Genomic DNA, 18,427 nt, shown 5'->3' with positions numbered 1-18,427 from the left:
CGTATCCTTCAAGGTAGCCTCCCCGGAGCCCGCCATGCTGATCCGCCACGCCCCCGACTTGACCGACAACGACGTCACCGACCGGGGGCTCTACCTGCGTCGGCGCGAGTTCATCGGCGGAGCGGCGGGACTGGGCCTGCTGGCGGCGGCGGGCGCGGCCGGGGCGCGGGAACTGACCTACGGCCCGGGCTTCTCGACAACCGAGAAGGCCACGCCGAAGAAGGACATCACCAGCTACAACAACTTCTACGAATTCGGGGTCAACAAGGAGGACCCGTCCGAGAACGCGGGCTCCCTCAAGACCCGCCCCTGGACCGTCCGCGTCGACGGCGAATGCGAGGCCCCGGCCAGCTTCGCCATCGACGACCTGATCAAGGGCAACAAGCTGGAGGAGCGCATCTACCGGATGCGCTGCGTCGAGGGCTGGTCGATGGTGATCCCCTGGGTGGGTTTCCCGCTCAAGGACCTGCTGGCCAAGGTCAAGCCGACGTCCAAGGCCAAGTACGTGGCCTTCGAGACCCTGATGCGGCCCTCCGAAATGCCCGGCCAGCGCTGGGACACCCTGCAGTGGCCCTATCGCGAAGGCTTGCGGATCGACGAGGCCACGCACCCGCTGACCATCCTGGCCGTAGGCCTTTACGGCGACGTCCTGCCCAACCAGAACGGCGCGCCCGTCCGGCTGGTCGTGCCGTGGAAGTACGGCTTCAAGGGCGCGAAATCGATCGTGCGGATCAGCCTGGTCGAGAAGATGCCGCGCACCGCCTGGAACGACCTGGCGCCGCGCGAGTACGGCTTCTATTCCAACGTCAATCCGGCCGTGGACCATCCGCGCTGGTCGCAGGCCACCGAGCGCCGGATCGGCGAGTTCCGCCGCCGCGAGACCCTGCCGTTCAACGGCTACGGCCAGTATGTCGCCGACCTCTATCGCGGCATGGACCTGAAGCGGAACTTCTGATGGACGGCTCGGTGAAGCGGGCGGCCAAGAGCAAGCGCCCCTCCAAGACGCAGGACAACCTGGTCTACGCCGCCGTCTGGCTGGCCTGTTTCGCCCCGCTGGTCTGGCTGGCCTGGCGGGTGTTCAGCGACGACCTGGGGGCCAATCCGATCGAGGCCCTGATCCGCCAGATCGGCGTCTGGGGCCTGCGCCTGCTGCTGGTGGGCCTGGCGATCACGCCCGCCGCGCGCCTCCTGAAGAAGCCGCGCCTGGTCCGTTTCCGCCGCACGATCGGCCTGTTCGCCTTCAGCTACATCTGCCTGCACCTGCTGACCTATATCGGCGTCGACCTGTTCTTCGACTGGGGCCAGCTGTGGAAAGACATCCTCAAGCGGCCCTTCATCACCCTGGGCATGCTGGGCTTCGCCCTGCTGATCCCGCTGGCCGTGACCTCGACCAACGGCTGGGTGATCCGCCTGGGGCGGGCGACCTGGCAGAGGCTGCATTGGCTGATCTACGTGATCGTGCCCCTGGGCGTGGCCCACTACTACCTGCTGGTGAAGGCCGACCATCGGCCGCCGCTGGTCTATGCGGGGATCCTGGCGGTGCTGATGGGCTGGCGGTTCTGGGATGCGTGGCAGAGAGCTCGGCGCTCCTGAACTCAAAAACGGTTGTCATCCCGGAAAGCGCGCAGCGCTTGTCCGGGACCCAGGGCAGCCGCGCCGCATGTGCCCAGTCACCTGGGTCCCGGACAGCCTCTGCGAGGCTTCCGGGATGACAACAGTGAGAGGCTCTAGAACATCTCCGCTTCGGGATCGCGTGTCTGGTCTCGCTTCCACCAGCCGCCCAGCTTCGCGCCGCCGCAGGGACCCTTCTGGGTGATCGTCACGGTGTCGAAGGTGAACGCCGCGTCCAGTCGGCAGGCGTCGGGACCTGTCCCGGTCAGCGGGAAGCTGGCCACGTCCTGGCCCGTCGCGATCTTCACCGGTCGGGTGTCGTCCGTGAAGCCCTGGCTCGCATTGGCGTCAGCCAGCTGGTAGGCGAAGTCCAGGCCGGTCGGCACGGCCTTGATGCGCAGGAAGTCCTGGCCGCGCACATAGATGCCGCTCAGCCGGAAGCCCGGGTTCCTCAGCACGGCGATGCGGTCGGCGTGGATGGTGCGCAGGCAGGGCAGGGCGGTCTCGTCGTCGGTGCAGAGGATCCCGCCCCCGCTCACCTCGGGCGGCTCCAGGGCGCGCGAGCCCACCCAGCCGCGCTGGGTCAGCTTCACATAGGCGGCGATCTGGCCGTCCCAGAGCTTGAGGGCCTCGCCATAGGCCTTGGCCAGGTCCTCGTCCTGGCGGGAGAGCTGCGGGTCCTTGCAGATCAGTTTCTCGACCTTCGACCGGGCCTTGGCGCAGTCGAAGCTGGCGGCCGTGGCGGGGGCGGCCCCAAGAACGGGGACCAGAGCGATCAGCAGAAGCCCGACGAGGGCGGCGACGAGACGGCTCATGACCTACTCCGCCACATAGACCGGCTTGGCCGGATCGCGCTTGAACACACGCTCGTCGGTGCCCAAGGCGCAGCGATCAGTCTTGGGGAACGACAGGGTCACGGTGTCCTGGGTGAAGGTCAGCACGCGCGAGCAGCCGGCGTCCTCGAAACTGAGCTTGCCCGAGGCGTCGACCGTCCCGGCCGCCTGCAGCAGCATGTTCCCCGCCGAACTGGGGCAGACGTACAGCTCCACCCCGATCCCGGCGTCCGGATAGCTCTGGGTCACGTCCAGATAGACCCCGTCGGCGGGGCACTTGCCGGCGACGTAGCGGCCCATCCATTTCAGGCTGGGATGGGTCAGGAAGCTGAGGCGGCGCTGGTAGTCCTGTTTCAGGCAGGCCGCGTCGGCCTTGCAGATCGCATCGCGATCCTTGATCCACCAGCGCTGCTCGGTGCGGATGTAGCTCGACCAGTTCCCGGCCGGCCACAGGCCTTGGGCGGCCTTGAAGGCGGCGGTGACCTGCTCGTCCAGCTTCGACACCGCCGGATCCTTGCAGATCGCCTTCTCGGTGGGCGAGCCGGCCTTGGCGCAGTCGAAACTGGCGGCTCGCGCCCCGGCGGGAAGGGCGGCGAGGCAGAGCAGGGCGGCCAGGGCGGCCCAGGACGCGACACGGTTCATGCGGAGACCCCTCCCAGCGACGCTGGGAGAGGCTAACCGAGAACGGCGTTACCCGAAAGCGCCCCTTGCTTCGCGGTCTACTTCGGCGCGGCCTGTTTGGCGGCGTAGTCCTGCACCTGGCGCACCACGCGCAGCACGTTGCCGCCCCAGATGGCCGCGACGTCGGCGTCGGTGTAGCCGGCCGCCTTCAGGCGGGCGGTGACCTTGGGCAGGTCGGCGACGTCTTCGAAGCCGACCACCCCGCCGCCGCCGTCCCAGTCGGCGCCGATCCCCACGTGCTCAGGACCCACCACCTTCAGGGTATGCAGCAGGCTGGACATGAAGTCCTCGAAGGTGGCGCGGACGGGCGGGAACTTGGCGTCCACCTCGGCGCGCTTCTTCAGATAGGCCGTCATCTCGGCCTCGGTCGCCGTCTCGCTGTCCGGCGCGGTCCCCAGGGCCTTGAGCGCCGCCAGACGCTCGGGGCTGGCGGCGGTGTTCTTCAGATAGACCGAGTTGATGCAGATCACCCCGCCGGCGTCGGCGATCTTCTTCAGCCGGCCGTCGTCCAGATTGCGCGGGTGGTCGTAGATGGCCTTGGCGCCCGAGTGCGAGGCGATGATCGGAACCTTCGACAGGGCCACGGCCTGGTCGACCACGTCGTCGGACGAGTGGCTGACGTCGATCAGGATGCCCAGCCGGTTGGCCTCGGCCAGCCAGCGCAGGCCCAGCGGCGAGAAGCCGTGCCACAGCGGCTTGTCGGTCGAGCTGTCGGCCAGCTGGTTGGCCTTGAAGTGCGCTGGCCCGGCCATGCGCACGCCGGTGGCGTAGAAGGTCTGCATCAGGGTGAGGTCCTCACCCAGCGGCCAGCTGTTCTCCATGCTCTGGAAGACGAACTTCTTCCCGGCCTTGTTGATCCGCTCGGCGTCGTCGGCGGTGTAGGCCAGCTCGAACTTGTCGGCATGGGCCGCGACCATCTCGCGGATCTCGGCGGCGCGCTCCAGCGCCGCGTCGCGGGCCTGGCGATAGCCCTCGGCGGTCAGGGCGCCCTGCTCGGTGTAGATCACGAAGAACCCGCCATCCAGGCCGCCGGCGTCCATGCGCGGCAGGTCCACCTGGGTGCCGTCCGCCTTGACGTCGTGCCGGTCGACGATGCTCCAGCCCTTGCGGGCGAAGTGCTCGGGGGTGTCGAGGTGGGTGTCGAGGGTCAGGACCTTCTCGTGCAGCGCGCGGTCCTGTTTGGAGATCGGGGCGTCCGCGGCATGCGCGGCGGTGGCGAGGGCGGCGGAGCCGAGGAGGATCGTCAGCAGGCGGGACATCTTGGCTCCGACATGGCGTTTGCTAAGGCCACGCTCGGGGATTGCTCGCGGTCGGTCAAGGCGGAGCGGCGATCACTTGCCCCCACCTGACCGCGTCGCGGTCTGTCCGCCCCCATTTGGGGGCGGAGGACGCCTAGTAGAACGCGCCGTAGATGACGTCGGCGATTCGGCCGGTGCGGGTCTCGACCAGCAGGAGGTCGGGTCCGTAGCGCACCCACTGGTAGCCCCAGGGCGGCCCTTCCAGGCCCATGCGCCAATAGTCGTCGTAATAGTAGGTCGGGGCCAGGAACAGCGAGGGCAGCACCACGCCGATGCTCCAGCGGCGATAGCGATAGCCCGGCGGATAGCGCCAGCGCGGACCATGGACCGGACGGAAGCCGGGCGGACGGCCCGCGCCGGGACGGTGCGGTCCCACGGGGCCCGGCGGACGCGGACCTGGGCCGGGATGGGGATGATGGCCGCCGCCCGAAGGCGGGCGAGGCGGAGGCTTGGGCGCGGGCGGTCTCGGTCCCGGTCCCTGACCCTGGCCGGGCGGTCGTCCGCCGCCGTTCCCGCCGCCGGGAGGACGCGAACCGCCGGAATTCCCGCCGCCGGGCGGATGACCTCCGCCGCCTGGTCCGCCCCCGCCATGGCCGCCGCCGGGTTTCCCGCCGGGCGGTCCGCCCGATTGCGCGAGGGCCGCGCCCGGGACCAGCAGTCCCAGGGCCGAGGCGACGAAGAGGCGGCGATCCATGCTCAAGCTCCCACGGCCGCCCGGATCGGGGCGTTCAGGCTTGAACGCCGCAAAGCGTCACCGGTTCACCCTGGGATACGGGGAGGGCCTCGTGAAGCCGTTGGCGCGGTTCGGCGGCCGTGTCAGAACAGGGTCATGGTGACGACGGACGCCCTGTTTCGAATTGGCGACGCCGCCGAGGAGGCGGGCGATTTCGATCTGGCCCTGCGCTCGTTCGAGCGTGGCTCGTCCCTCGGCTCGGCGGAATGCCTCACCCGGCTGGCTTACCTGTATGACGAAGGGCTGGGCGTCGAAGTGGATAAGCCCCTCGCGATGAAACTCTATCGCCGCGCCTGGCGCCGCCACGGCTCCACGGGCGCGGCGAACAACATCGCCATCCTGTATCGCGAGCTCGGGCGCTACCGGGACATGTTCGGCTGGTTCCAGCGAGCGGCTCGGGGCGGCGACGACGGCGCGCAGCTGGATCTCGCGAAGTGTTATCTCGACGGCGTGGGTGTCCGGAAGAACGTCCAGCTGGCCCTGCGATGCCTCGCGATCGCCGATGGCGGCGTCCACATCTCCGAGGACGAGCGGGACGAAGCGCGCGCCCTTCTGGCCGTGCTGGGCCCGCGCCTGGTCTGAAGTCCGCAAGCCACGCGCGGCGGCTTTCGGGAGCCGGACCTAGAACAGTCCCAGCGCCTTGAAGCTGGCCACGCCGTCGCGGCCGACCACTAGGTGGTCGTGGACATTGATCTTCAGCGCCTTGCCGGCCTCGACGATCTGCTTGGTCATCTCGATGTCGGGCCGCGACGGCGTCGGGTCGCCGCTGGGGTGGTTGTGCAGCAGGATGATGTTGCTGCTCGACAGTTCCAGCGCCCGGCGCATCACCTCGCGCGGATAGACCGGCGCGTGGTCGACCGTGCCGCGGTTCATCACCTCGTCGGCGATCAGCTGGTTCTTGTTGTCGAGGAACAGCACCCGGAACTGTTCGCGCGGCTCGTTGGCCAGGGCGACGCGGACATAGCCCAAGAGGGCGGTCCAGGACGAGATCACCGGCCGCTTGGCGATCTTGTCGCGCCCGGCCCGCAGGGCGGCCTCGTGCAGCAGCTTGATGTCGATCGCCGCGCTCTCGCCGACGCCGGGCACGGTCTTCAGCTCCTCGATCGAGGCCGAGATCGTGGCGCCGAACGAGCCGAACCGCGCCAGCAGGGCCTTGGCCATCGGCTTGACGTCGCCGCGCGCGAAGGTGCGGAAGAGGTAGAGCTCCAACAGCTCGTAGTCGGGCAGGGCCGACAGGCCGCCGGCCTTGGCGCGTTCGCGCAGGCGTTCGCGGTGGCCCAGCTGATGGGCGGCCGGGGCGGCGCGCTCGGCCACGCCCGTCGCCGGCGGCGCGGGTTCGCTTGCCCTGAGTGACTTGCCGCTGACCATCGCGCCCCCGCCTGCGAACAGGCAGTAGGCCGCAACATCTCAGGATTGTCCATGGTCGAGGTTCGCGCCTTCGGTGTGCTTGGGCGCGGACCTGGCGGGATCAGCCGCCCAGGATCGCCGGCTGGAACAGACCGGCGGGCGAGGCGGTGAACACCTCGTAGCCGTCGTCCGTCACGCCGATCGAGTGCTCGCACTGGGCCGACAGCGACTTGTCGCGGGTCACGGCGGTCCAGCCGTCGCCCAGCACCTTCACGGCCGGCTTGCCCAGGTTCACCATCGGCTCGACGGTGAAGAACATGCCGGGCTTCAGCACCGCGCCCTGGCCGGGGCGGCCGAAGTGCAGGATGTTCGGGGCGTCGTGGAACACCTTGCCCAGGCCGTGGCCGCAGAAGTCGCGCACGACGCTGCAGCGCTGGGCTTCCACGTACGACTGGATGGCGTAGCCGATGTCGCCCAGCGTGGCGCCGGGCTTCACCGCGTCCAGGCCGCGCTTCATGCCCTCGTAGGTGATCTCGACCAGGCGGCGGGCGCGCGGGCCCACTTCGCCGACGCCGTACATCCGCGAGGTGTCGCCGTGCCAGCCGTCGACGATGGCGGTCACGTCGATGTTGACGATGTCGCCCTCGCGCAGCGCCCACTCGCCGGGGATGCCGTGGCAGACCACGTGGTTGCGCGAGATGCAGACCGTCTTGGGATAGCCACGATAGAACAGGCAGGCGGGCAGGGCGCCGTGGTCGAGGATGAACTCGCGGGCCAGGGTGTCCAGGTAGTCGGACGACACGCCCGGCTTCACGTGCGGGACCAGCATGTCCAGGCACTCGGCCGCCAGCTTGCCGGCCTTGCGCATGCCCTCGAAGTCGGCGGGCTTGTGGATCTTGATCGCGCCGGTGCGGGTCTCGGCGGCGATCTCGACGGTGTCTTCGAGGGTCATGGGCGGTGGTCTCAAACTGGCGGCGCCGCCCTGGCCAAGGGGCGCCGAAATCACGGATCGGTTCGGGCTTATGTCGCAACGATAGCACAGAACTTCAACGTTCGCTTCCGGGAGAAGAGCGAACTCGCGTTTCATGCTATCTTGGGTTTCATTTGACCTTGGAGATCGCAGTGGGCGAGTTCGAAGTTTCGGATGCGGCGGCGGGGCGGAGGCGCGAGCCGTCCGTGCTCGTGGCGGCCGGCGGCGCCATACTGGCGCTGCTGGTGCTGGTCCTGCTGGGCTGGGTGGCGGTCTCGCCGTATCGCTACGGCGACGCCGTGCGCGACGCCGCCCAGGCCGGCGACCGCCAGCGACTGGAAGCCCTGGTCGACTTCCCGGCGGTGCGGGACCGAATGACCACCGATTTCAGGGCCACGCTGCTGAAGCCGACGCCGGCCGAGTCGGAAGACTACGAGGGCGGTGGGTTCGAGGCGGCGACCGGATCGTTTCTGGACCTGTTCATCACCGCCCTGATCGACCAGGTCGTGACCCCGGCGGGCCTGGAGAAGGTGGCGACCGGCAAGCCGATCATGGTCGAGGCGATCGGCGCGTCCACCGATCCGGTGGCCTCGGCCTTCCCCAGGGACGGGCAGGGGCGGCGGTTCCGCGTCGAGACGCGTTACTTGGCGCTCGACCGCTTCCGCTACACGCTGGTCAACGACGCCCGGAAAAGCCGCGTCGACATCGACCTGCGCCGCCAGGGCCTGTTCGGCTGGCGCGCGGTGCGGGTGACGCCGCGAATGGATCTGCTGGACCTAGCAGGCCAGCACGACGACGAGACCGCCGTGGCGGACGCGCCCCCGCCGCCGTCCGACGCCGCCCCGGCGGCCGAGCAGATGACCCGTCTCTCCGGCGAGGTGGACGCCGCTCACGCCGACGCCTTCCTCGCCAAGGTGGCCGACCATCTGGACGGGATCGTCGGCGTGCAGGTGTGGATCGAGCCCACCGAGGAAGGCGACGCGACCTATCAGGTGGGCCAGGACGACGAGCGCCTGGTGGTCTCCAACGAGACCTACGAACTCCTGGCGCCCAAGGGCGCCTGGCGATGGGAGCACGGCCGCTATGTGGTCGACGGCTTCTTCCTGGTGAAGAACGGCGGCGTCCACCAGGGCGTGTCGTCCCTGGGACTGGAGCCGATGTCCGAGAGCGCCGTGCGGCTCAAGCCCAACCTGACCGTGGTCGACGCCGGATTCTAGGCGCCGGCCTGGTCCAACCAGGGGATGCGGCGGGCGACGCGGATGGCGTCGGTCCCCATCTCGCAGGCATAGACCAGCACCTCGACCCCCGCCTCCGCGGCGCGCGTCAGTCCGGCGGCGAAGGCCGGGTCGAGCTCGGCGCAGGCCTTGAAGCCCTCGCAGTCCTCGCGTTGGACCACGAACAGGGCCACGGCGCGGTGGCCTTCCTTCACCTGGGCGGCCAGGTCTTCCAGGTGGCGGGTCGAGCGCGCGGCCTTGCAGTCGGGGAACTCGGCCAGGCCCGGCGTGCGCGACAGGTGGACGTTCTTGACCTCCAGCCAGCACGGCGGGCGGTCGGGATCGGTCAGCAGGAAGTCGACGCGGCTGGCGGCGGCGTACTTCACCTCTGGACGGATCGAGGCGTAGCCGGTGACCTCCTGGATCACCCCGGCGACCAGGGCCTCGGCGACCAGCTTGTTGGGCAGGTGCGTGTTGACCCCGACCAGACCTTTGCCGTCCGGTCCGGCCGCCTCGACCAGCTGCAGCGTCGCGGCCAGCTTGCGCTTGGGATCGTCGGACCACGACACCCACGCCCCCTGGCCCGGCAGGTTCACGCCCAGCATGGCGCCGGAGTTGGGGCAATGGGCGGTGATCTCGCGCCCGTCGTCCAGGACCAAGTCGCAGAAGAAACGCTTGTAGCGCTGGACGATCACGCCGCGCGTCATCGGTTGGGGGAGGAGCATCAGTCGTCGGTCTCGCGAGGTTCCAGGCCGGTGGTGAAGACGAAATCGTCCGGAGCGCTCTCGTGGGGCGCCGGGTCCTCGACCTCGAGAGCGCACTGAAGCGCTCGAAGGGCTGATAGCGGGAAGCCGCGATCCCCCATCCAAAGGGCGTTGTATTCGTCGGGGCCATGGCGATCCCATAGCGCCTGAGCCGTACCGGCGATCGCTCGCGCTATTGCCTCGGTCTCCACCGTGGCCTTGAACAGGACCCGGCCGCGCTCCTCAGGAAGGCAGGCGAAATCCTCGAATTCCAGCAAGCTGAGCTGACACGACCCGCCAAGGCTGCTGCTCCGATAGGCGCGTTGAAAGATCAACCGCTGCTCACCAGGTTCAAGCTCCAGCCCGACTTCGGCTCGATAAGCCCCCGTGGCCATGGCCAGGGCGGCACGTACGAGATCGCCCAGCGCATCAGTGCAATAGCTGAAAGAGCCGACATCGACCTTGCGGTCGCCCACGTTCAGCGTGAATCGCGACCATCCGCTCCGGCCCAAGTCGTACTCGATGGAGATCGGCTCGGCCTTCATCCGCTCATGACTCCCTTGCCCATCGAGCGGGCGACCGCGAGGGCGATTACAGGATGGCGTTGCCGTGCGCCACTCGCCAGCTTAAGTCCGAGGGAGGAACGGACGGGAGCGAAGCGATGGCGGTAGGCGACGAGCGCGTGACGGCGGCGGTTCTGATMATCGGCGACGAGATCCTGTCGGGCCGCACCCAGGACGTGAACCTGAACGCCATCGCCAAGTACCTGGCCACCTACGGCGTCGACCTGTGCGAAGCCCGGGTGGTGCCCGACGTCGAGCAGGAGATCATCGACGCGGTCAACGCCCTGCGCACCAGGTACGACTACGTGGTCACCACCGGCGGCATCGGTCCCACCCACGACGACATCACCGCCGATTCGGTGGCCAAGGCGTTCGGCGTCACCGCCCCCGAGCATCCCGAGATCATGGCCATGCTGCGCGAGCGCTGGGGCGAGCCCAACGCCGCCCGCCGGCGCATGGCCCACGTGCCCGAGGGCGGCACGCTGGTTAAGAACCCCGTCCAGGGCCCGCCGGGCTTCCAGAAGGAGAACGTCTTCGTCCTGGCCGGCGTGCCGGCGATCATGCGCGGCATGCTCGACGACGTCGGCCCGCGCCTGCGCACCGGGGCGGTGGTGATCAGCAAGACCGTGCGCGTCACCGGCACCGGCGAAGGCACGATCGCCGCGCCGCTGGAGGCGGTGGCCAAGGCCCATCCGGACCTGTCGATCGGCAGCTATCCGTTCTTCGCCCCGCCCGACGTCTATGGCGCCAGCCTGGTGATCCGCGGCCGTGATCTGGCCGAGGTGGACGCGGCGGTGGAGGAACTGGTGGCGGCCCTGACCGAAGCGGGCGTGAAGGGGATCGAGCGGCTGGAGGCCGGTTCCCAATAATCCGCTCATCCCGGCGAATGCCGGGACCCAGATCCCCAAGCTGGGTGGCTGATTGGAAGAGTTCAGCGTTTGTGGCGTCAGCCCAAAAGCCATTCCATCTGGGTCCCGGTATTCGCCGGGATGAGCGGAATCTTTCTAAGCCACGTCCGCCGTCTCGTCCGGTTCGACCAGGGTCTTGGCTACGTTCAGGATGGTCTTGCGGCCCTTCGGCGTGGCCTGGCTGTAGGCCCTCAGCAGGTCGATCGCGCCGGGCGTCGAAAGGGCCGTCAGCATGGCTACGTCCTGCTCGGCCAGGACGTCCTCGCCCACCAGGCTGCCGACCGTGGTCTGCAGCTTGCCGGCGATCCGCACCAGCATCGAGGCCGACACCCGGTTGGTGCCCCGCTCGTACTTCTGGACCTGCTGGAAGGTGAGGCCGAGGACCTGGGCCAGTTCGTCCTGGCTGATCTTCATGTGCCGCCGCTGGACCCGGATGCGGGTGCCTACCGCGACGTCGATGGGGTCCGGGCTGGTCGGCGTGTTCAAGGCGCGTCCCACTCAGAGATGAGGATATGGAACTATCGGCTTGGCCTTGGCCGGCTGCAATGCATTCTTGCACCGTACGCGGCGCGTCGGGCGCGGGCGTGATCGGCGTCGGGCGTGATGGACAGGTCTTCGGCCAATATCGAGCTGCTCACCCAGCGGGAGAGGGAAGCCCTGCGCTGGGTCGCCGAGCACAGGCTGTCCAAGGAAATCGGCCCCTTGATGGGGGTGTCCAAGTCGCGCGCCGACGCCCTGGTCGAGAGCGCCTGCCGCAAGCTGGGCGTCAGCGGGCGGCGGGCAGCGGCCCGGGTGCTGACCGCGCACGAACACCTCGCTTCCGGCTATGGGACCCGATCCCACAGCGACTCAATGGGCCTGTCGCCGGCTTCGCCGTCGCCGTCTGCTGCCGTCTCGACATTCCACGAGGCGGACGATGACCGTGACCACCACTCCCATCCTGGGCGCGACGAACGACAACCAGGCGACCCATCTGACCGGCGCGCGGCTGGGCAAGGTGGTGCGCAAGGTGCTGCAGATCCGCGAGGCGGCGACGGCCTTCGAGCAGGACTGGCCATCCCTGCCGAACCGGCCGCCGATGCCGGTCTTCGCCTGGACGGAGCTGGAGCGGCAGTTGCTGAGCCTGGCGCCGGAAGACTTGGCGCCGATGGTCCGCGACCTGGTCTCGGCGATCCGCAAGGAAGCCGGCCCCAAGCCGCCGGAGATGGTGCTGCGCGAGGTCCTGATCGTCGCGGCGACGGTGCTGGACGAGACCTTCCACGAGAAATGGGCGGAGAGTACGGGCCTGTCGTGAGCCCCGCCGTGCGGGTGCTGGTCGTCCTCGCCATCGCCGCCGCGTGCAGCCTGCTGATCGGCGCGCTGCTGGGCACGCGGCAAGTGGCCCACTTCTTCCAACACCTGCGCTACGGCTGAGACCTCCCAGGGTCGCCCTAGGGGGCTGGACCTCGTGGCGGGCGCCGGGCGTCCGCCATCCGTTCAGCAACGCGCCCGCGGGCGCAAATGGGAGACCCCGCATGAAACGTCGCATCGTCGCCGAGCAGCTGGCCAGCCGCCTGTTCACCACGGAGGAGGCCGTGGACTCGACCCTGGCCCTGATGGGCGATCTGATCGCCGCCATGCCGCGCGCGCGGCTGGAGGCGGGCCTGGGCGCCGGGGTGGGCCAGCAGGCCGTCGACCGCGTGCTGGAGGCCGCCTCCGGCATGGCCCACGCCCGGCGCGCGCTGATCGCCGTCCACGAGGCCCTGGCGCAGGCCAAGGACCAGGTCGGCTTGCGGCGCGTCACCCTGGTGGGCGGCGGGGACAAGCCCGGCGACCCTCCCGCGCCCACCGGCCATCTGCGCGAGCTGCGCAGCGCCTAGGCCGTCGCGAGGCGCTTGGCGCGGCCGCGTTTTCCGGGGAAACATGCCGCTCCTGACGCGGGGGCGGCATGTCTTTCTTCTCGGAGCTCTTCTCGATCCTGCCGACCCAGGTCGCGGCCTTGGCCATGCTGGCGGTCTGCGGCCTGGCCTTGCTGGTGGGGCGGCGCCTGGAGCGCTGGCTGGCCGTGGCCACCGTCGCCGCCTGGGTCCTGTCGGCCGCCGTCCAGTCGCCCGACCCCGTCGGCGTGCAGTGGGCGATCTTCGCGGTCGACCTCGTCTACCTGGCCATCCTGGTCGGCCTGTGCACGGTCGAGCGCCGGGTCTGGATCCTGTTCATGACCGCGTTCCAGCTTCTGGTCGTGCTGACCCACGTCGCCTTCATGATCGACCGCGGCCTGATGCAGTGGAGCTTCTTCTCCACCTACTACCTCTGGAGCGACGCCGAGCTGATCGCCTTCGCGGTCGGCGTGATCCAGGCGGGCTGGGGGCGGTGGAGGGCCAGGAAGGCCCGGGCCTGACGGCGCAGTCCGCTGCGTACGAATCCGCTTTTCATTCATTCACTACTAAATTAATGAAAGCCAACCGCGGATCGCGGCCCTGTTCGGACGCCCCGGAGAAGGCGTCGACGGAGGGCCGCCAGGGAGGCGTTTGGTTATGTCGCATGACGGTGTCGCACTCGGTTCCATCCTCGCCCACCACGCGCGGCGATCGCCTTCGCGGGCGGCGCTGATCGTCGACGGCGCGACCGTCACCTACKACCAGCTGGACGCGCGAGCCAACCAGCGGGCGCGGATGCTGGCGGCGCGGGGCGTGGGCCTGGGCGACTTCGTCACCGTGGCCCTGCCCAACGGCCAGGCGTTCTACGAGACCACCTTCGCGCTGTGGAAGCTGGGCGCGATCCCCAACATCGTCGCCGCCAAGCTGCCGCGCCTGGAGATGGAGGCCATCCTCGACATCGTCCGGCCCAAGCTGTTCGTCGGCGTCCCGCCCGGACCCGGCGTTCCGGCCCTGGCCGCTCAGCCGGACGGGCTGGCGGACTATTCGACGGAGGCCTTGCCCGAGGCGGTGTCGCCGCACTGGAAGGCGATGACCAGCGGCGGCTCCACCGGACGGCCCAAGGTGATCGTCGACGCCATGCCGGCGCGGTGGACTCCGCAGGAGGGTTTCCTGGGCCAGCGGCCCGGCGACGTGATCCTCAATCCCGGGCCGCTCTATCACAACGCCCCGTTCCACTGCGTCCACATGGGCCTGTTCGTCGGCGCCACCATCGTCGAGATGGACAAGTTCGACGCGCTGAGGTCGCTGGAGCTGATCGAGGCCCACGGCGTGGAGTGGGTGACGATGGTGCCCACCATGATGCACCGCATCTGGCGGCTGGGCCCCGACGTCCTGTCGCGCTTCTCCCTGCCCAGCCTGCGCATGATGCTGCACATGGCCGCCCCGTGCCCCGCCTGGCTGAAGGAGGCCTGGATCGGCTGGCTTGGGAGCGAGCGGGTCTGGGAATATTACGGCACCACCGAGGGCACCGGCTCGACCATGATCTCGGGCACGGACTGGCTGGCCCATCACGGCTCGGTCGGCCGCGTGCGAGACGGCTACGCGCTGAAGATCCTCGACGAGGCGGGGAACGAGCGCCCGGTCGGCGAGGTGGGCGAGGTCTTCTTCCGACCCCAGGGCGGGGCGGGATCGACCTACCACTATCTGGGCAGCACGCCCCGGCGGGTGGGCGATTGGGAAACCCCGGGCGACCTGGGCCGGGTCGACGCGGAGGGCTATCTCTATCTMGCCGACCGCCGCAACGACCTGATCATCTCGGGCGGCGCCAACATCTATCCGGCCGAGGTCGAGGCGGCGATCGACGCCCATCCGGCGGTGCGGACCAGCGCGGTGATCGGCCTGCCGGACGAGGAGTGGGGCGCGCGCGTCCACGCCATCGTCCAAGCGGTGGAGGGCAGCGGGCTGGAGGACGCCGAGCTGCTGGACTTCGTCGCCGATCGCCTGGCCCGCTTCAAGCTGCCCAAGAGCGTGGAGTTCACCAGCGAGCCGCTGCGGGACGAGGCCGGCAAGGTGCGCCGGGCGGCGCTGCGCGAGGCGCGGCTGGTCGTCCCGTCCTGAAAGGTCGCGACGGCGGGGCCTACTCCGCCGTCGCCTTCCGATGCTTGTAGAGGGCGTCGAAACCGCCGGCCATGAAGGTCACGAACCGCTCGCGCACCGCCTCGAAGTCGTCGGACCGGCACAGGTTGTTGGACAGGCGGTCGATGCGGCCGGTGCGCGACAGGATCAGCGAATAGGCGCCCGAGGTGAACTGGAAGCTCCAGAACAGGTCCTCGGCCTGGGCGTCGGGCAGGGCCTGTTGCAGCAGGTCGATCAGGCGCAACACCAGCGGGTCGAAATAGGTGTCCATCTTCTCGACGCCGTAGCCGGGGGCGTTGTTCACCTGGGCGAAGATGCGGCCGAAATTGCGCCAGCCCTCGTCGCCGTTGATGTAGACGTCGAACGCGCTGTCGTAATAGCAGCGCAGCGCGCCCTCGACCGTGGGACGGCCCGCGGCCTCGGCGGCGTAGGCGTCCAGGCCGGCCGTTCGCGCGGCGACGGCGTACTCCACGCGGCGCTCGAACACCGCGTCGAACAGCGCCTTCTTGCCATCGAAATAATAGTGGATCAGCGCCGGATGGATGCCCATCCGGTCGGCGACGTCCTTGATGGTCACCCCGAAATAGCCGAGCTGGGCGAACAGGTCCTCGCTGGTGTCGAGGATCGTCTTGACGGTGGAGGCGCGTTGCTCCGCCCGCGTTCGACGTCCCTCCACTTTGGTCGCTGCCGCCATGCCCTTCAGCCTTCCCGATGATGCGTCGCCCGGGCCACGCACCCGATCCCTCAGAAGGGGGACGATGGGGTGACCCTCCCGCCCGGTCAAGCGACGCCGCGCATATATTTCATTTAGCACTAAATGAATGAACTTGACGGACGCCGCCTCCCTGGGCTACCCGGTTGATCAAGCAAGAACACAATTGGGGAGGGTTGAATGGCTAGGACCTGGAACGCCGCGCGGCGGATCGCGCTGTCGGGCGCGTCGCTCGCGGCCCTGCTGCTGGCGGCCGGAAACGGGCTGGCGCAGACGTCGGACACGGCGCCGAAGGCGGCCGCGGACGACACCGTGCTGGAAGAGCTGGTCGTCACCGGCTCGAGCATCCGGGGCGTGCCGCCGGTCGGCTCGAACCTGATCAGCGTCACCCGCGAGGACATCCAGGCCATCGGCGCGGTCAGCACGCCCGACCTCCTGGCCACCGTCCCGCAGCTGAACAGCTTCAACACCGCGCCCCAGGCCAGCCTGGGCGGGATGGGGTCCTACGCGCCGGGCATGCGGGGCCTGCCGGCCAGCGCCACCCTGCCGCTGATGAACGGCCACCGGCTGGTCGCCGCGGCCGCCAACGAGACCAACCCCGACTACCCGCTGATCCCTGGCCTGGCGATCGAGCGCGTCGAGATCGTCGCGGACGGCGCCTCGTCGATCTACGGCTCGGACGCCGTCGCCGGGGTGGTGAACTTCATCACCCGCAAGCGCTTCTCGGGCGTCGAGCTGAACGCCAGCTACGGCGCGGCCGACGACTACGCCGCCGGCTATGTCGGCGCCCTGGTCGGCAAGGACTGGGGCTCCGGCTCGATCCTGGCGGCCTACCAGTACGCCGAGAACGGCAACGTCACCGGCGGCGACCGCGACTATCGCGTCCAGGATTTCCGGCCCCAGGGCGGCATCGACACCCGCGCGACCTCGTGCCCGTCGCCCAACGTGCTGGCCAGTACGACTTTCTGGTCGATCTACCAGGCGGCCCCGGCGTTCGGCCTGAACACCGTGAACTACTGCGACAGCGGCGCGGTGGCCGACCTGCTTCCGAAGTCGCGCACCCACACCTTCTTCGTGTCGGGACGCCAGGACCTCAGCGACCGCGCCACCCTGTGGGGCGAGCTGCTGTACTCCGATCGTCACGACGAGATCCGCGCGGCGGCGCCGGCCCAGACGGTGTTCATCACCAGCGCCAACCCGTTCTTCCAAGGACCGGCGGGCGCCACCAGCGAGTATGTCCTTTTCCGTCCGGACAACCTGGTGGGCGCCGACCACTTCACCAACACCGACGACCGGCGCGCGGGCAACTCGTCCGTGGGGCTGGACTACAAGCTGCCGCATGATCTGAACCTGACGGTCTACGGCTCGTACGACTGGGCCGAGAACGACGCCTTCATCCCGCAGATCAACACCGCGGCGATCACGGCCGCGGCGGCCGGGACGACGACGTCCACCGCCCTCGATCCGTTCGGCGCCGGCACGTCTCCGACGGTGCGGGCGGCGATCCTCAATTCCGCCACCGACGTCGACATCAAGCAGACCACCAAGCTGGCGGCCGCCAAGCTGGACGGGCCGTTGATGGACCTGCCGGGCGGCGCGCTGCGGTTCGCGGTCGGCGCCGAGATCCGGCGCGAGACGTTCCAGCAGCGGGGCTTCGTCGGCGCGACGGCCGTTCCCGAGGATCTGAAGCGGGACGTCAAATCGATCTATGGCGAGCTCTTCGTGCCGATCATCGGCGCGGGCAATTCGGCCCCGTTGTTCCGCAGCCTCTCGCTGTCGCTGTCGGGCCGCTATGACGACTACAGCGACTTCGGATCGACGACCAATCCGAAGGTCGGGGTCAACTGGGAGCCGGTCGGGGGCGTCACCCTGCGCGGCTCCTACGGCGCCTCGTTCCGGGCGCCGGGCCTGCGCCAGGTCGGCGCGACCGTCGGCTCGTACTATCTGAGCGCCGCCCAGGCGGTCACCTACGCCAACGACCCGACCCGGGGCGCGGCCCAGGTCAACACGGTCTACCTGCTGGGCGGCAATCGCGACCTGAAGCCGGAGGAGGCCACGACCTACTCGTTCGGCGTGGACGTGAACCCCAAGGCCCTGCCAGCCCTGCGCGCCAGCCTGACCTACTACAATATCGAATACACCGGCGTGATCGGCACGCCGTCGGTGCCGTACGTCTTCACCGATCCGACGTTCTCGGGCCAGGTCTACCGCAACCCGACGACGGCCCAGCTCAACGCCCTCCTGGCGCTGGCCACGCCGGTCAACCTGCCTTCGCCCCTGCCGGTGATCGGCAACGTGCTGGACCTGCGGCTCAACAACTTCGGGGTCCGCAAGACCGACGGCCTGGACTTCGACGCCAACTACCGGTGGACCACGGGCTTCGGCTCGGTGTTCGCCGACCTGGCCGGCAACTACATCCTCAACTTCGACACCCAGTTCTCGCCGGGGGCCCCGGTCTCCGACAGCCTGAAGCTGGGCGTGCCGCGCTGGACCGCGCGGGCGACCCTGGGCGCCGAGGCCGGGCCGGTCTCGGTCATCGGCTACGTGAACCATCGCGACGGGATCACCAGCAACTTCACCACGCCGACCGGGGTCGGCTCGTACGAGGCCGACGGCTACACGACGGCCGACCTGCGCGTGATCTGGACCCTGCCGGACAAGGACTGGACGAAGGGCACGGTGCTGGCCCTGCAGGTCAACGACCTGTTCGACGAGACGCCGCCGTTCTTCCCGGCGACCGACGGCATCGGCGGCGCCTACAACCCGATCGGGCGCTTCGTGGCCGTCAACCTGCGCAAGTCCTTCTGACAATCCAAGCGGCG

Annotated in this window: 21 protein-coding genes and 1 pseudogene; 12 read left to right on the top strand and 10 right to left on the bottom strand. The window is 69.2% G+C overall.

Annotated elements, in window-relative coordinates; genetic code table 11:
- The first annotated feature begins 34 nt into the window (after positions 1-34).
- Together msrP and msrQ are read left to right on the top strand one after the other, a co-directional pair.
- Positions 35-955 carry a protein-methionine-sulfoxide reductase catalytic subunit MsrP gene (msrP, locus tag AC1U89_RS20940; RefSeq protein ID WP_479901567.1) on the top strand — a complete coding sequence of 307 codons (921 nt, stop codon included), beginning with the start codon at positions 35-37 and terminating at the stop codon, positions 953-955.
- Positions 955-1,593 carry a protein-methionine-sulfoxide reductase heme-binding subunit MsrQ gene (gene msrQ, locus AC1U89_RS20935; RefSeq protein WP_479901566.1) on the top strand — a complete coding sequence of 213 codons (639 nt, stop codon included), beginning with the start codon at positions 955-957 and terminating at the stop codon, positions 1,591-1,593. The genes msrP and msrQ overlap by 1 nt, the downstream gene beginning before the upstream one ends.
- A 134-nt stretch (positions 1,594-1,727) precedes the next feature.
- Here msrQ and AC1U89_RS20930 read toward each other — a convergent pair whose 3' ends face one another.
- The 4 genes from AC1U89_RS20930 to AC1U89_RS20915 all read right to left on the bottom strand — a co-directional run bounded on the left by AC1U89_RS20930 (position 1,728) and on the right by AC1U89_RS20915 (position 5,117).
- Complete coding sequence (locus AC1U89_RS20930) at positions 1,728-2,426, bottom strand: lysozyme inhibitor LprI family protein (RefSeq protein ID WP_479901565.1); 699 nt, start codon at positions 2,424-2,426, stop codon at positions 1,728-1,730.
- A 3-nt stretch (positions 2,427-2,429) separates the two neighbouring features.
- Positions 2,430-3,086, bottom strand: a complete 657-nt coding sequence (locus tag AC1U89_RS20925; RefSeq protein WP_479901564.1) for a lysozyme inhibitor LprI family protein — start codon at positions 3,084-3,086, stop codon at positions 2,430-2,432.
- Positions 3,087-3,163: 77 nt separating this feature from the next.
- Complete coding sequence (locus tag AC1U89_RS20920; RefSeq protein ID WP_479901563.1) at positions 3,164-4,384, bottom strand: dipeptidase; 1,221 nt, start codon at positions 4,382-4,384, stop codon at positions 3,164-3,166.
- 133 nt (positions 4,385-4,517) lie between these two features.
- Entirely contained in the window at positions 4,518-5,117 is a 600-nt protein-coding gene (locus AC1U89_RS20915) for an RcnB family protein (RefSeq protein WP_479901562.1), read from the bottom strand.
- 135 nt (positions 5,118-5,252) lie between these two features.
- Here AC1U89_RS20915 and AC1U89_RS20910 point away from each other — a divergent pair, with 135 nt between their 5' ends.
- Positions 5,253-5,738, top strand: coding sequence for a tetratricopeptide repeat protein (locus AC1U89_RS20910; RefSeq protein ID WP_479901561.1), 486 nt, complete (start codon positions 5,253-5,255; stop codon positions 5,736-5,738).
- Between the two features lie 39 nt (positions 5,739-5,777).
- Here AC1U89_RS20910 and radC read toward each other — a convergent pair whose 3' ends face one another.
- On the bottom strand, positions 5,778-6,524 hold the full coding sequence (gene radC / locus AC1U89_RS20905) for a RadC family protein (protein ID WP_479901560.1): 747 nt from the start codon (positions 6,522-6,524) through the stop codon (positions 5,778-5,780).
- Between the two features lie 100 nt (positions 6,525-6,624).
- The gene (gene map / locus AC1U89_RS20900; protein WP_479901559.1) at positions 6,625-7,455 is read right to left on the bottom strand and encodes a type I methionyl aminopeptidase; all 831 of its coding nucleotides are present in this window, start codon (positions 7,453-7,455) and stop codon (positions 6,625-6,627) included.
- A gap of 170 nt (positions 7,456-7,625) precedes the next feature.
- Between map and AC1U89_RS20895 the strand changes: the two genes are divergently transcribed.
- Entirely contained in the window at positions 7,626-8,690 is a 1,065-nt protein-coding gene (locus AC1U89_RS20895) for a DUF2939 domain-containing protein (protein ID WP_479901558.1), read from the top strand.
- On the opposite strand, the gene sfsA is transcribed toward AC1U89_RS20895, so the two are convergent.
- Positions 8,687-9,412, bottom strand: a complete 726-nt coding sequence (sfsA, locus tag AC1U89_RS20890) for a DNA/RNA nuclease SfsA (RefSeq protein WP_479901557.1) — start codon at positions 9,410-9,412, stop codon at positions 8,687-8,689. The genes AC1U89_RS20895 and sfsA overlap by 4 nt on opposite strands.
- Entirely contained in the window at positions 9,412-9,975 is a 564-nt protein-coding gene (locus AC1U89_RS20885; protein WP_479901556.1) for a hypothetical protein, read from the bottom strand. Before AC1U89_RS20885 ends, sfsA begins: the two co-directional genes overlap by 1 nt.
- Before the next feature lie 116 nt (positions 9,976-10,091).
- On the opposite strand from AC1U89_RS20885, the gene AC1U89_RS20880 reads away from it, so the two are divergent.
- Positions 10,092-10,862 carry a competence/damage-inducible protein A gene (locus AC1U89_RS20880; RefSeq protein WP_479901555.1) on the top strand — a complete coding sequence of 257 codons (771 nt, stop codon included), beginning with the start codon at positions 10,092-10,094 and terminating at the stop codon, positions 10,860-10,862.
- Positions 10,863-10,997: 135 nt separating this feature from the next.
- On the opposite strand, the gene AC1U89_RS20875 is transcribed toward AC1U89_RS20880, so the two are convergent.
- Complete coding sequence (locus AC1U89_RS20875) at positions 10,998-11,387, bottom strand: helix-turn-helix domain-containing protein (RefSeq protein WP_479901554.1); 390 nt, start codon at positions 11,385-11,387, stop codon at positions 10,998-11,000.
- Between the two features lie 117 nt (positions 11,388-11,504).
- Between AC1U89_RS20875 and AC1U89_RS20870 the strand changes: the two are divergent.
- The 6 genes and pseudogenes from AC1U89_RS20870 to AC1U89_RS20845 form a co-directional block, all read left to right on the top strand.
- Positions 11,505-11,684: pseudogene (locus AC1U89_RS20870) on the top strand (LuxR C-terminal-related transcriptional regulator); the annotation flags it as partial.
- 139 nt (positions 11,685-11,823) lie between these two features.
- A complete protein-coding gene (locus AC1U89_RS20865; RefSeq protein WP_479901553.1) occupies positions 11,824-12,195 on the top strand; it encodes a hypothetical protein in 372 nt (123 codons plus the stop codon).
- Positions 12,168-12,314: a hypothetical protein gene (locus AC1U89_RS20860; RefSeq protein ID WP_479901616.1), complete on the top strand. Its 147-nt coding sequence runs from the start codon at positions 12,168-12,170 to the stop codon at positions 12,312-12,314. Before AC1U89_RS20865 ends, AC1U89_RS20860 begins: the two co-directional genes overlap by 28 nt.
- A 101-nt stretch (positions 12,315-12,415) precedes the next feature.
- Positions 12,416-12,760, top strand: a complete 345-nt coding sequence (locus AC1U89_RS20855) for a hypothetical protein (protein WP_479901552.1) — start codon at positions 12,416-12,418, stop codon at positions 12,758-12,760.
- Between the two features lie 68 nt (positions 12,761-12,828).
- Positions 12,829-13,278, top strand: a complete 450-nt coding sequence (locus tag AC1U89_RS20850) for a hypothetical protein (protein WP_479901551.1) — start codon at positions 12,829-12,831, stop codon at positions 13,276-13,278.
- A gap of 136 nt (positions 13,279-13,414) precedes the next feature.
- A complete protein-coding gene (locus tag AC1U89_RS20845; RefSeq protein WP_479901550.1) occupies positions 13,415-14,875 on the top strand; it encodes an AMP-binding protein in 1,461 nt (486 codons plus the stop codon).
- Positions 14,876-14,894: 19 nt separating this feature from the next.
- Here AC1U89_RS20845 and AC1U89_RS20840 read toward each other — a convergent pair whose 3' ends face one another.
- A complete protein-coding gene (locus AC1U89_RS20840; RefSeq protein ID WP_479901549.1) occupies positions 14,895-15,569 on the bottom strand; it encodes a TetR/AcrR family transcriptional regulator in 675 nt (224 codons plus the stop codon).
- Positions 15,570-15,785: 216 nt separating this feature from the next.
- Here AC1U89_RS20840 and AC1U89_RS20835 point away from each other — a divergent pair, with 216 nt between their 5' ends.
- Positions 15,786-18,413, top strand: coding sequence for a TonB-dependent receptor plug domain-containing protein (locus AC1U89_RS20835; RefSeq protein ID WP_479901548.1), 2,628 nt, complete (start codon positions 15,786-15,788; stop codon positions 18,411-18,413).
- Positions 18,414-18,427: the final 14 nt, after the last annotated feature.

This window comes from Caulobacter sp. 05T431 (genome assembly GCF_056665975.1).
The sequence above is the reverse complement of the archived record's forward strand: the minus strand, read 5'-3'. Positions and strand labels throughout refer to the sequence as shown.

Excerpts from the sequence above, each read along its gene's own strand:
- msrP (WP_479901567.1), top strand. The coding sequence starts at position 35 with ATGCTGATCCGCCACGCCCCCGACTTGACCGACAACGACGTCACCGAC.
- msrQ (WP_479901566.1), top strand. The coding sequence starts at position 955 with ATGGACGGCTCGGTGAAGCGGGCGGCCAAGAGCAAGCGCCCCTCCAAG.
- AC1U89_RS20930 (WP_479901565.1), bottom strand. The coding sequence starts at position 2,426 with ATGAGCCGTCTCGTCGCCGCCCTCGTCGGGCTTCTGCTGATCGCTCTG.
- AC1U89_RS20925 (WP_479901564.1), bottom strand. The coding sequence starts at position 3,086 with ATGAACCGTGTCGCGTCCTGGGCCGCCCTGGCCGCCCTGCTCTGCCTC.
- AC1U89_RS20920 (WP_479901563.1), bottom strand. The coding sequence starts at position 4,384 with ATGTCCCGCCTGCTGACGATCCTCCTCGGCTCCGCCGCCCTCGCCACC.
- AC1U89_RS20915 (WP_479901562.1), bottom strand. The coding sequence starts at position 5,117 with ATGGATCGCCGCCTCTTCGTCGCCTCGGCCCTGGGACTGCTGGTCCCG.
- AC1U89_RS20910 (WP_479901561.1), top strand. The coding sequence starts at position 5,253 with ATGGTGACGACGGACGCCCTGTTTCGAATTGGCGACGCCGCCGAGGAG.
- radC (WP_479901560.1), bottom strand. The coding sequence starts at position 6,524 with ATGGTCAGCGGCAAGTCACTCAGGGCAAGCGAACCCGCGCCGCCGGCG.
- map (WP_479901559.1), bottom strand. The coding sequence starts at position 7,455 with ATGACCCTCGAAGACACCGTCGAGATCGCCGCCGAGACCCGCACCGGC.
- sfsA (WP_479901557.1), bottom strand. The coding sequence starts at position 9,412 with ATGCTCCTCCCCCAACCGATGACGCGCGGCGTGATCGTCCAGCGCTAC.
- AC1U89_RS20885 (WP_479901556.1), bottom strand. The coding sequence starts at position 9,975 with ATGAAGGCCGAGCCGATCTCCATCGAGTACGACTTGGGCCGGAGCGGA.
- AC1U89_RS20860 (WP_479901616.1), top strand. The coding sequence starts at position 12,168 with ATGGGCGGAGAGTACGGGCCTGTCGTGAGCCCCGCCGTGCGGGTGCTG.
- AC1U89_RS20855 (WP_479901552.1), top strand. The coding sequence starts at position 12,416 with ATGAAACGTCGCATCGTCGCCGAGCAGCTGGCCAGCCGCCTGTTCACC.
- AC1U89_RS20850 (WP_479901551.1), top strand. The coding sequence starts at position 12,829 with ATGTCTTTCTTCTCGGAGCTCTTCTCGATCCTGCCGACCCAGGTCGCG.
- AC1U89_RS20835 (WP_479901548.1), top strand. The coding sequence starts at position 15,786 with ATGGCTAGGACCTGGAACGCCGCGCGGCGGATCGCGCTGTCGGGCGCG.